We start from the raw sequence: 11,295 nt of genomic DNA, 5'->3' as shown, positions 1-11,295 counted from the left end.
ATGGGCCACGTCGGGCCCGTCATCGCCAGCGCGCTGCGCGCCGCGGGGCACTGCATCGTCGCCGTCTCCGCGTCCTCGGACGCCTCCCGGGAGAGGGCGGACGCGATGCTGCCCGGCGTGCCCGTCGAGGAGGTCCCGGTCGTCGTCGAGCGCAGCGAGGTGGTCGTCCTGGCGGTCCCCGACGACCAGATCCGCCCCCTCGTGACGGGACTGGCCCGGTCGGGCGCCTGGCAGACGGGGCAGATCGTCATCCACCTCTCCGGTGCCCACGGCGTCTCGGTCCTGGACGGGGCGGCCAGCCAGGGCGCCATCCCCCTGGCCATCCACCCCGCGATGACCTTCACGGGGACCAGCGTGGACGTGCGCAGGCTGGTGGGCGCCCCCTTCGCGGTGACCGGCGCCGCGCCCTTCCTCCCGATCGCGCAGGCGCTCGTCGTCGAGATGGGGGGCGAGCCCGTGGTGGTCGATGAGGAGCGCCGCCCGCTCTACCACGCGGGCCTCACGCACGGCGCGAACTCGATCGCCGGCATCGCGAACCAGACGATGCGGATCCTGGGCGTGGCGGGCGTCGAGGACCCGGCGCGCTACGCCAGGCCCCTGCTGGAGGCCGCCCTGGACAGGGCGCTCACCGAGGGCGTGGCGGGCATCTCCGGGCCTGTGCCCCGCGCCGACGCGGGCACAGTGGCCGCCCACGTGCGGGCGCTCGGCGCCAGCGCGGGCCTGCGCGGGGAGCTCGACACCTACGTGTCGATGACCCGGGCGCTGGTCGCCCTGCTCCAGGACGCGCGCCTGCTCGACGAGCGGCGGGCCACGGAGCTGCTGGCTGCTCTGCTCCAGTAGTGAAAAGCCGGACTCGATTGGCACCGGCGGGCCGCGCCGGATGACAATGGGCCTATGACTACCCGTCCACGCCTGGTGCGGACCCGCACCGAACTCGCCGACGCCCTGGGGGCGCTGGGGGGCGCCCGCGCCCTGGTGATGACGATGGGGGCCCTCCACGAAGGGCACCTGCAACTGGTCCGCGAAGCCCGCGCCCTCGCCGACCACGTCGTCGTCTCCATATTCGTCAACCCCACCCAGTTCGCGCCCGGTGAGGACTTCGACGCCTACCCGCGCACGCTCGACGCCGACATGGAGGCCCTGGCCGGAGTCGGCGCCGACCTGGTGTGGGCGCCCGGCCCCGCCGACGTCTACCCCGCTCCGGTGCGCGCCACCATCGACCCGGGTCCCGTCGCCCGCGTCCTCGAGGGCGCGTCCAGGCCCACGCACTTCGCGGGGGTGGCGCTGGTGTGCACGAAGGTCGTGAACCTGGTGCGCCCGGACGTGGCGCTCTACGGCCTCAAGGACGCCCAGCAGCTGGCGGTCCTGCGGACGGTGTTCGAGGGCCTCGACGTCCCCGTGCGCCTCCACCCGGTCCCGATCGTGCGCGACCACGACGGCGTCGCACTGTCGAGCCGCAACCGCTACCTGGCCGCCGATGAGCGCGCGCGGGCGCGGGCGCTGCCCGAGGCGCTGTCGCTGGCGGTCGCCGCCGCCCGGGGAGGGGCCGGGGCCGCGCTGGCCGTGGAGGCGGCGCGCGAGCGCATCGAGGCGGAGGGCGGGATCGCCATCGACTACATCGCCGTCGTGGACGACGGCACCTTCGACGTGCTGGCGGGCACGGGGAGCGCCGCCCCCCAGGTGGCGGCCAACCCGGGACCCGCCACCATCGTTGAGGGCGGACTGCGCGCGTGCCGCGTCCTGGTGGCGGCGCGCGTGGGGGGCACGCGCCTCATCGACAATATGGAGTTGCCCCTGGTCTGCGAGGAGGCGGGCGCGTGAGCGAGATGATGCGCGAGATGGTGGTCGGGAAGATCCACCGCGCCACGGTGACCGGCGCGGACCTCCACTACGTGGGCTCTATCACGGTGGACGAGGACCTGCTGGACGCCGCGGACATCGTCCCCGGCCAGAAGGTCGACATCGCGGACATCGACAACGGGGCGCGCCTGGCGACCTACACGATCGCGGGCCCCCGCGGCAGCGGCGTCGTCCAGCTCAACGGCGCGGCGGCCCACCTGGTGTCCGTCGGCGACCTGGTCATCATCATGGCCTACGCGCACGTCCCCGAGTCGCAGGCGCGCACGATGGCGCCGTCAGTGGTCTTCGTGGACGCGGACAACCGCGTCGTCGAGGCGGGGGACGACCCGGGGGCCGTCCCGGAGGGATCGGCCCGCGCGCGCGAGCTCGGCCTGCGCTCGTCGGGCGCGTGAGGCGGCGGCTGTGGCGCGTCACGGCAGTGGGGCCGGACGGGGCAGGGAGTCCTACCACGCCGGGCTGACCCCTGAAGCCGTCGTCGAGGAGGCGCTGGGGATGTCCCACGGGACGGGGATCCAGGGGTGGTCGATGCGGGACCTCGCGGCGCGCCTGGGCGTGTCGGCCTCCGTGGTCCACCACCACGTGGGGAACCGGGAGGCGCTGACGGCTCGCGTCGTCGGACGGGTCCTCGACCTGGTGGGGTTGCCGACGGAGGCGATGGAATGGCGCGAGTGGTTCCGCAGGGCCCTGCTGCCCGCGCGGCCCGTCCTGTCCGCCTACCCGGGGACGGCGCGCTGGCTGCTCATGCACTCGGCGGCGCTGCCGGAACTGGGGCCGGTCGTGGACTCGGGGATCGCCAGCGTCCAGCGGGCGGGATTCGGGGGGAACTCGGCCCTGGTCTTCGCCTGCGTCGTCAACGCCGCGATGATGTCGATCGCCACGGCGGACGACCGCGCCCTCCACGGGGACCAGGTCCCAGCCGACCACGCGCTGCTGATGGAGGGCCTGTCCGAGGCCGCGGCCGCCAGTCCGGGGATCGCCCTGCTGTCGGCGGACATGATCGCCCAGTTCGCCGGAACGCCCCGTGAGCGCGACATCGCCTTCGACCGCTACTACCGCTTCGTCGTCGAGGCGATGATGGACGGCCTGGAGCTGCGGCTGCTCGGCACGGTCCACCGGCCGCCGAACTCCCAGGTGCTGTAGGGGCCGCGCGGCTCCCGGCGCATTCCCGTGCGCGACAAGCCGCCCAACGCACCATGGGCGCCCTTGGGCGCGACGGCCCGCCCAACGCGCTTGCCGGGCGCTCCGTATCCGCCCACTGGGCCCGCTGAACCTCATCGGGGCAGGAGGCCGCCGATCCTGCTGAACCTCATCGGGGCAGGAAACCGCCCATTGGGGTAGGTGAATTGCCTGCCCCGATGATCCGTTGCCTGCCCCACTGCGGTGTTGCCTGCCCCGATGCGGACCTGCCTGACGGCGCTGTGCGCCCCGGAAGTCCGCCCATTGCAATTAGAACACTGTTCGAATAGACTTCGGTCACATGGTCCGCACGCACGGCGCCGGAAGTCGGCACCCCGGACCAGTCGAGGAAGTGACACTCATGGAAGCCGCAGAGGAAAACGGGGCACCGCCCGACGCACGGGCAGGGGAGACGGCCGGGGCAGGGGCCGGCGCGGCCGCTGGGACGGCGGCCGCAGACGGAGCGCGGAGCGGGGCGGACGGCGCGGGGCGCCAGGCGCAGGTCGGAGTCGTCCTGGCCGCCGTGTTCATCACCTACGTCGGGCAATCCACCCTCAACCCCGTCATCGCGCCCCTCTCGCGGCTGGTCGGGCTCAAGGAATGGCAGATCGGCCTCACCATCTCCGTCGCGGCGCTCATGGTGGTGCTGACCAGCCAGGCGTGGGGCAAGCGCTCCCAGTCGATGGGGCGCAAACCCGTGCTCGTGATCGCGCTCGCCGTGGCAGCCGTCTCCATGGGGGCCTTCGCCCTCGTCTCGCACCTCGGCGTCACCGGCGCCCTGAGCGGAGCCCCCTTGTTCGCCCTCTTCGTCATCGTCCGGGGCGTCGTCTTCGGCGCAGCGCTGGCCGCGGTGCTCCCCACCGCGCAGGCCTGCATCGCCGACGCCACCACCACTGAGGAGTCCCGCGTCCGCGGCATGGCCGGTGTCGGCGCCGCCCAGGGGCTCGCCTCGATCGCGGGCGCGCTCATCGGCGGAGCGCTATCGGGCCTGTCACTGCTGGTCTCCGTCGACGCCGTCCCCGTGTTCCTGCTCATCGGCCTCCTGGTCGTCGCGGCGGCCCTGCGCAAGGAGTCCCGCACCGCCTTGATCGCCAAGCCCGCCAGAGTCAGCCCGCGCGACCCGCGCGTGTGGCCCTACCTGGTCGCAGGCTTCGGGATGTTCAGCGCCCTCGGCCTCGTCCAAGTCGTCACGGGATTCCTGGTGCAGGACCGGCTCGGCCTGGACGCCGACACGACCGGGCTCATCACCGGGGGCGCCCTGCTGGCGGCGGGCGTCGGAATGGTCCTGGCCCAGAGCGTCATCGTCCCCCTGTCGAAATGGGCGCCGCCAGTACTGCTGCGCGCCGGCGCCCTGACGGCCGCCATCGGGTTCGGGCTGCTCCTCGTCGACGCCGGCCTGGCCGCCCTGATCGCCTCCGTCGCCATCATCGGCGTCGGCATCGGCACGGCGATGCCCGGATACACGGCCGGCCCGACCCTGCGCATGAGCCGCGACGAGCAGGGCGGGCTGGCGGGCCTGATCGGCGCGACCAACGGGCTCACCTACGTCGTCGCCCCCACCCTGGGCACCTTCCTCTACGGGGTGGCGCCCGCCCTGCCCATCGTCATCGGGGCGGCGATGCTGGTGGGGGTCCTCGTCTTCGTCTGCGCGCACAGCGGTTTCCGCCGGCCCACCGGCCAGGGCGCCGGGTAGGGCCCGGGCACCGCCCCCGCGGCCCCGACTGGCGCAGGGCCCTCCCCGCGGGGTTCCGCAGCGGTCCACCCCCTGAACCCCCGGTGGCGGTGACGGTAGCGGTGCCGAAGGCGGGGTTCCGCAGTGGCCCAGCCCCTGAACCCCCGGTGGCGGTGCCGAAGGCGGGGTTTCACAGTGGTTCACCCCCTGAACCCCCCTGGTGCGCCGCCCCTGGTCCGGCTAGCCTTGCGGTATCTGGACATCGAGGCGGGGGGACGCATGGCAATACGATCGCGCAGGCGCTTGCGCGACACCCTGACGGGATACGCGCTGCTCGCCCCTTCGCTACTGGGGGTCGTCGCCTTCATGGCGGTGCCCATCCTGGTCGTCGTCTGGCTCAGCGTCCACAAATGGGACCTCATCGGCGAGCCCTCCTACGTGGGCGCCCCCCAGATCGCCTCCGTCCTGTCGGACCCGGGCTTCCTCTCGTCGCTGGGCATCACCGCGCTCCTCGTCGTCCTCGTGGTGCCGGCCCAGATCGTCCTCGGGCTCCTCCTGGCGAACCTGCTCACCAAAGGCGTCAGGGGGACGACCGTCTTCCGCGCCCTCGTCGTCATCCCGTGGATCGCCCCGCCGCTGGCCCTGGGCGTCGTCTGGTCGTGGATATTCGCCCCCACGGGCGGCCTGCTGAGCGCCATCGCCGGCCAGCGCCTCGAGATCCTCGTGTCACCCACGTGGGCGCTGCCCGCCGCCGCCTTCGTCGTCATCTGGGGCAACGTCGGATACACCGCCCTTTTCTTCATCGCGGGCCTGCTGTCGATCCCCAAGGAGCTCGTCGAGGCGGCCACCGTCGACGGCGCCAGTTCCTCCCAGATCTTCTGGCGCATCAAAATGCCGCTGCTGCGCCCCACCTTCTTCTTCGTTTCCGTCACGTCCGTGATCTCGGTGTTCAACCTCTTCGACCAGATCTACGCGCTCACGAAAGGCGGTCCGGACGGCGCCACAGAAGTCCTCGCCTACAAGATCTACCAAGAGGCGTTCGAGACCGGGAACCTCGGGCGCGCCGCCGTCATGGCCGTGGTCATGATGCTCATCCTCATGGCGATCACCCTCGCCCAGAACCTCTACTTCCGTTCGAGGACCACCTATGAGTTCGTCTAGCACTCGGCGCGGCCCGCTGGCCGCCCTCGGCATCTACCTGGGGCTCTCCGCCGCCGCCCTCATCATGGCGGCGCCGCTGCTCTTCAGTTTCATGACGGCCTTCAAGTCCCCCAAGGATTTCGCGTCCCACTCGCCCTTCGCCCTGCCCTCCCCCTTCTCGCTGGAGTCCTTCGGCGCCGTCCTGGGCGGGCGCATCGCCTTCGGCGGAGCCATCGCCACGACCCTGGCGGTGGTGGTCGTCATGGTCGCAGGACAGCTGGTCTCCTCCGTGATGGCGGCCTACGCCTTCGCCCGCATCGACTTCCCCGGTAGGGACCTGGTCTTCTGGCTGTTCCTGGCCACCATGATGATCCCCGCCACCGTCCTGGTGGTCCCCCTGTACCTCATGCTGGCCAGAATGGGGTTGAACAACACCTTCTGGGGCATCGTGATCCCCTTCGTCTTCGCCTCGCCCTACGCGGTGTTCCTGCTCCGCCAGTCGTTCAGGCAGATCCCGCAGGAGCTCATCGACGCCGCCACCCTGGACGGCGCCGGGACCTGGAGGATCCTGTGGTCCCTGGTCCTGCCCATGTCCAAACCCATCCTGGCCACCCTCACCCTCATCACCGTCGTCAGCCACTGGAACTCCTTCATGTGGCCGCGCATCATCGCCGCCCAGCGCCCCAAGGTCATCACCGTCGCCACGGCGGCCCTCCAGAGCCAGTACAACGCGAACTGGACCTACGTCATGGCGGCCACCACTATCGCACTGGTCCCCCTCATCGCCCTGTTCATCGCGTTCCAGCGCCAGATCGTGGGCTCCATCGCCCTCACCGGATTGAAGTAACACCACCGCCTGAAGGAGGCACCCCACATGAAACGACGTATCACAGGCGCGAGCGCCGCGATCGCGGCGGCACTGGCCCTGGCGGCATGCTCGGGCGGCCAGCCAACCGGCCAGTCGGGCGCGGGCGGATCCCTGACATTCCGCCTCTGGGACGAGCAGGCCGCCAAGGCGTACGAGGACGCCCTGCCCGCGTTCGAGGCCGCCACGGGGATCGACGTCTCCGTCGAGGTCGTGCCCTGGAACGACTACTTCACCGGCGTTCGCAACGAGATCGCCGCAGGCGCCGGCCCCGACGTCTTCTGGTCCAACACGAACAACTACTCGGAGTACGCCAAGGGCGGCAAACTGGTGAACATGAACGAGGTGTTCTCCGACTCCGAGCGCGCCTCGTGGCTGGACACCGCCGTCAGCCAGTACACGGTCGATGGGCAGATCTACGGCGCCCCGGTCATCACCGACCCCTCCGTGGCCCTCTACTACAACAAGGAACTGCTGGACCGCGCGGGAGTGGGCGTCGAGGAGCTCGACGGCCTCGCGTGGGATCCCGCCGCGTCGTCCGACTCCCTGCGCGACATCGCCAAGCGCCTCACACTCGACTCGTCGGGCCGCAACGCGGCCGACCCCGGATTCGACCCGAACACGGTCGTCCAGTACGGGTACAACGCCGCCCTCGACGGGCAGGCGATGCTCTTCCCCTACCTGGGGTCCAACGGCGCGTCGCTGCAGGACGCCGACGGGCGCTTCACCTTCGCCAGCCCCGAGGGCGAGGCCGCCATCGGCTACCTGGTGGACCTGGTGAACAAGGACCACGTCGCCCCCTCCGCCGCCGACACCAACGACAACGGCGACTTCAGCCGCGACCAGTTCCTGCAGGGCAAGATGGCCCTCTTCCAGTCCGGCGCCTACAACCTGGCGAACGTCCAGGAGGGCGCGGGCTTCACGTGGGGCCTGGCGCCCCAGCCGAAGGGCCCCAAGGGCGCGGTGACCGTGGGCAACTCGGTGGTCGCCGTCGCCAACGCCGCGGACGCCTCGAAGTCCGACGCGCAGAAGAAGCTGCTCGAATGGCTGGCGGGCCCCGAGGGCGGGCGCGCCCTGGGCGCCGTGGGAGTCGGTTTCCCCGCGAACGCCGAGGCGCAGGACTCCTGGTCCCAGTACTGGTCCGGCAAGGGCGTGGACGTCACAGTCATGGCCACCAAGCCCACCGGGACGATCACCGCGCCCTTCGGCGCGAAACTCGGTGCCGCCATGGACGCCTACAACAAGGAGCTCAAGGAGGTCTTCCTGGGCCGCGTCGGCGTCCCCGAGGGGGTCCAGGCCGCGCAGGACGCCGCCAACAAGGCAGTCGACGAGTGAGCACCCAAGCGTTCGCCTCGGTCCTGGGCGTCTACGCGCACCCCGATGACGCCGACGTCGACGCGGGCGCCACCATCGCCCGCCTCGCCCGGCAAGGGGCCCGCGTCACCCTGGTGGTCGTCACCGACGGGGGAGCGGGCGGGTTCGAGGCCGACGGCCAGTCCTCGATGGGGGGCCGGCGCCGGGCCGAGCAGTGCGAGGCGGCACGTGCGCTGGGCGTGTCGGAGGTGGTGTTCTTGGAGGGGTACGCCGACGGGCACGTCAAGGAGGATCCGCGCCTCACGCGCGACCTGGTGCGCCAGATCCGCTTGTGGCGCCCGCAGCTGGTCCTGTCCTTGTCGCCGGAGTACAACTGGGACTCCATCTACGCCAACCACCCCGACCACCGCGCCGTCGGCACGGCGCTGGTCGACGCCGTCTACCCCGCTGCCCGCAACCCCTTCGACTACCGCGACCTGCTGGGCGGCGGGCTCGAGGCCCACGCCGTGGCCGAGGTGTGGTTCCAGGGCGGGCCCGCCGTCAACCACGTCGTCCCCGTCGAGGAGTGCGACTTGGAGGCGAAAGTCCGCGCGGTGCGGTGCCACGACAGCCAGTTCCCCGATATGGACGGCATCGAGGCCCACATCCGCGCGGCCGCGGCGCGCGCGGGGAACGGGCTGTCGGGCGCGCCACTGGGCGAGGGCTTCTTCAGGTGGGTGGTGGCGGGCTGAATGCTGACCGAATTGTAGTCTTTCGTCACATAGGGTTGTGACGGAGGGCTCGATTTGGTTACTGTGGATCGCACCAGTTGTTGGGAATCCAGCTTCTGTAGTCGGATAGCAAGGAGAACACTGATCATGGCCAACGCTTATGGGTACTCGCCCGAGGAGATGCGTTCGATCGGCAGCCAGCTGGTGGCGACGAAGGCGGAGATCTCCGAGAAGATCCAGGCCGCTCTTGCGGCTGTGAACGGGCTCATCGGCTCGGGCTTCACCACGCAGGCGGCCTCGGGCGCTTACTCCGAGCAGTTCAACCAGCTGTCCCAGGGCCTCACCCAGGTTAACGACGGGTTGGAGCCCCTGGGGAACTTCCTCACACAGTACGCGGACGCCGTCGTGGAGATGGATACGCAGATGAGTTCGTCGCTGCGGGGCTGAGTGGCTCCGGCTTTCTGGACGGGCCCTGCCGCTGGTTCCGCGCGAGCGCGATTGGTGGCGGGGCCCGCGCCCATTGCGGGTCTATTCCGTCGTCACTAGGTTTGGAGGCGTTGACATGAGCGGCGAGACGATGATCATCGAGGTCGACACGATTGCGGCACTGGGGTCCAGTGCGGGAACCATCGCAGCCGAGTTCGAGGGGGCGAACGCGGAGTCCGACACGATTGCCGCAGCCGTGGGGCATTCGGGGCTGTCGAAGAGCGTGCACGACTTCGCCCACGGGTGGGACGACAAGCGCAAGAAGATGACAGACGCCCTCAAGGCCATGTCGCAGGCGGCCACGGCCGTCGCGGACACATGGAAGGACTTCGACGAACAGGGTGCCGACGCCCTGCGGGGTGAGGGCGAGCAGTCGGGCGGCTGAGCCCGGCGCAGGGGCCCGTACTGGTTTTGGTATTCGACTGAGTGGAAATGGAGGCGTGTGATTGTGCGTCCGGTTGATTGGTCTGTGGTGGGGTTCGAGTCGGATCCGGTTCCTGGGGATCCTGTGGTGGTGCGCGCGGGCGGGAACGACTACGTGGGGGTCGCCGATGCGATCCGGAGGTGCGCGGATTCTTTGCGGGCTTTGGATGCGGGGGGTTCGCGGGGGTCTGAGTCGGTGGAGGCCCTGTTGGAGACCCGTGATGACATCTTGTCGAAGGTGGAGGTCGCCGAGGGCCGCTACCGTTCGGCGGGCCAGGCTCTGGTGGAGTACGCGGGGGCGTTGGAGCGCGCCCAGACGGATTCGTTGAACGCTCTGGTGGCGGCCAGGTCGGCCCAGCAGGACGTGGACGAGGCGGTGGCCCGGGCAGGGCGTATGCGCGAGAGCGCGGGGGAGTACCCCGAGCGGGGGGATGGGGCTGATGACCGGGCGCGTTATGAGCGGGCGGCTACTGCGGCGGATGGTGATGCGGAGGTGGCGCGGGGGCGGGTGCGGGCCCAGCGGCAGGTGATCCTTAACGCCATGAGCGAGAGGGACACCGCGGCGGTCAAGGCCATGAACGTCATCGACGGCGCCAGTGACGATGGGCTGGGGGACTCGTGGTGGGACGACTGGGGCTCGAAGATCGTCAAATGGGTGGCGAAGATCTGCGACATCGTCAGCGCGATCACGGGGCTGTTGGGGTTGTTGGTGTGTTGGATCCCGGTGATCGGGCAGGCCCTGGCGGGTGTGTTGTTCGCGATCTCGGCGATCACGGGGGTGGTCGCGGCCATCGCACACGTCGCACTGGCCGCCACAGGGGAGGAGTCGTGGACCGAGGCGCTCATCTCGGTGGCGTTCGCGGCCCTGGGCTGCCTGGGCCTGGGCGCCATGAAGGGCGTCGGGAGGTTCATGTGCAAGGCCATGGCGAGCCGGGTCGTGCAACGGGTCGGCCGCGCCTCGGCTGCGTACATGGCGAGACTCGCGGGGATGACCAAGGGAGCCATGGGGACCCTCGAGGGGATGCGGAGGCTCCGGGTGCTTCGTTTCGCTGGCCGCATTGGGATGCGCACCCTGCTGCGCCCCGGGGCGTGGGCGCGCATCAAAGCGGCCAACAACGCGAACAACGCCGTGGGCCGCCTGGGCGAGGAAATACTCCTCATCAACTCCACGGCACCAAAGGTGAATTTTCGGATGGGGCGGTACGTTGCTGGAGCGACGCATGGTCGCGAGCCGGATTTGTTCTTCCGGTTTCCTGGATTTAAGAATCCAATCTTGGGCGACGTGAAGTACTGGCAAAGACTAGGCTACACACCACAGCTCCGAGACTTCAGCAGAATCGCTGCCCAGGATGGCGCTGGAGGGGTGTTCCACATTTTTTCTCCAGAGTACTACACGCGGTTGAGTGGCCCTTTGCAAGCCCTTGCGCGGGGAGCAGGCAATGGGGGTAACTTCGTATTTCATTCCTTGGAAAACGTGCTCGGCGTCCGCGCGGTCGCACCGGTGATTGCGGGTGCCGGACTGGGACACGTCACTAGATAGGCAGCGGCGGTTCTTTTACCAGAGGTGATGGCATGTCGAATGTTGTGTGTTTTGATGTTTATGGTTCTCGTCCGGTGACGGCCGCTGATGTGGAGGCGGCGTTCGGCGG

At 70.1% G+C, this 11,295-nt stretch carries 12 protein-coding genes; all 12 read left to right on the top strand.

Annotation, left to right across the window (positions count from 1 at the left end; translation table 11 throughout):
- The coding region (locus BH719_RS05005) for a Rossmann-like and DUF2520 domain-containing protein (protein ID WP_009743675.1) at positions 1-840 on the top strand (840 nt) is incomplete at its 5' end.
- Positions 841-894: 54 nt separating this feature from the next.
- Entirely contained in the window at positions 895-1,821 is a 927-nt protein-coding gene (panC, locus tag BH719_RS05000; protein WP_009743674.1) for a pantoate--beta-alanine ligase, read from the top strand.
- Positions 1,818-2,252 carry an aspartate 1-decarboxylase gene (gene panD / locus BH719_RS04995; RefSeq protein WP_009743673.1) on the top strand — a complete coding sequence of 145 codons (435 nt, stop codon included), beginning with the start codon at positions 1,818-1,820 and terminating at the stop codon, positions 2,250-2,252. The genes panC and panD overlap by 4 nt, the downstream gene beginning before the upstream one ends.
- A gap of 10 nt (positions 2,253-2,262) precedes the next feature.
- Positions 2,263-3,000, top strand: coding sequence for a TetR/AcrR family transcriptional regulator (locus BH719_RS04990; RefSeq protein ID WP_009743672.1), 738 nt, complete (start codon positions 2,263-2,265; stop codon positions 2,998-3,000).
- Positions 3,001-3,397: 397 nt separating this feature from the next.
- A complete protein-coding gene (locus tag BH719_RS04985; RefSeq protein WP_009743671.1) occupies positions 3,398-4,729 on the top strand; it encodes an MFS transporter in 1,332 nt (443 codons plus the stop codon).
- Between the two features lie 258 nt (positions 4,730-4,987).
- The gene (locus BH719_RS04980; protein ID WP_009743670.1) at positions 4,988-5,869 is read left to right on the top strand and encodes a carbohydrate ABC transporter permease; all 882 of its coding nucleotides are present in this window, start codon (positions 4,988-4,990) and stop codon (positions 5,867-5,869) included.
- Positions 5,856-6,695 (top strand): carbohydrate ABC transporter permease, encoded by an 840-nt coding sequence (locus tag BH719_RS04975; RefSeq protein WP_009743669.1) that lies wholly within the window; start codon positions 5,856-5,858, stop codon positions 6,693-6,695. The genes BH719_RS04980 and BH719_RS04975 overlap by 14 nt, the downstream gene beginning before the upstream one ends.
- A gap of 27 nt (positions 6,696-6,722) precedes the next feature.
- A complete protein-coding gene (locus tag BH719_RS04970; protein ID WP_009743668.1) occupies positions 6,723-8,048 on the top strand; it encodes an ABC transporter substrate-binding protein in 1,326 nt (441 codons plus the stop codon).
- Positions 8,045-8,758, top strand: coding sequence for a PIG-L deacetylase family protein (locus tag BH719_RS04965; RefSeq protein ID WP_009743667.1), 714 nt, complete (start codon positions 8,045-8,047; stop codon positions 8,756-8,758). Before BH719_RS04970 ends, BH719_RS04965 begins: the two co-directional genes overlap by 4 nt.
- 126 nt (positions 8,759-8,884) lie before the next feature.
- On the top strand, positions 8,885-9,184 hold the full coding sequence (locus tag BH719_RS04960) for a WXG100 family type VII secretion target (protein ID WP_009743666.1): 300 nt from the start codon (positions 8,885-8,887) through the stop codon (positions 9,182-9,184).
- 115 nt (positions 9,185-9,299) lie between these two features.
- Complete coding sequence (locus BH719_RS04955; RefSeq protein ID WP_009743665.1) at positions 9,300-9,608, top strand: hypothetical protein; 309 nt, start codon at positions 9,300-9,302, stop codon at positions 9,606-9,608.
- A 246-nt stretch (positions 9,609-9,854) separates the two neighbouring features.
- On the top strand, positions 9,855-11,186 hold the full coding sequence (locus BH719_RS04950) for a hypothetical protein (protein WP_157098193.1): 1,332 nt from the start codon (positions 9,855-9,857) through the stop codon (positions 11,184-11,186).
- Positions 11,187-11,295: the final 109 nt, after the last annotated feature.

This window comes from Pauljensenia hongkongensis, assembly GCF_001746855.1.
Lineage (GTDB): Bacteria > Actinomycetota > Actinomycetes > Actinomycetales > Actinomycetaceae > Pauljensenia > Pauljensenia hongkongensis.
The sequence above is the reverse complement of the archived record's forward strand: the minus strand, read 5'-3'. Positions and strand labels throughout refer to the sequence as shown.

Excerpts from the sequence above, each read along its gene's own strand:
- panC (WP_009743674.1), top strand. The coding sequence starts at position 895 with ATGACTACCCGTCCACGCCTGGTGCGGACCCGCACCGAACTCGCCGAC.
- BH719_RS04985 (WP_009743671.1), top strand. The coding sequence starts at position 3,398 with ATGGAAGCCGCAGAGGAAAACGGGGCACCGCCCGACGCACGGGCAGGG.
- BH719_RS04980 (WP_009743670.1), top strand. The coding sequence starts at position 4,988 with ATGGCAATACGATCGCGCAGGCGCTTGCGCGACACCCTGACGGGATAC.
- BH719_RS04975 (WP_009743669.1), top strand. The coding sequence starts at position 5,856 with ATGAGTTCGTCTAGCACTCGGCGCGGCCCGCTGGCCGCCCTCGGCATC.
- BH719_RS04970 (WP_009743668.1), top strand. The coding sequence starts at position 6,723 with ATGAAACGACGTATCACAGGCGCGAGCGCCGCGATCGCGGCGGCACTG.
- BH719_RS04960 (WP_009743666.1), top strand. The coding sequence starts at position 8,885 with ATGGCCAACGCTTATGGGTACTCGCCCGAGGAGATGCGTTCGATCGGC.
- BH719_RS04955 (WP_009743665.1), top strand. The coding sequence starts at position 9,300 with ATGAGCGGCGAGACGATGATCATCGAGGTCGACACGATTGCGGCACTG.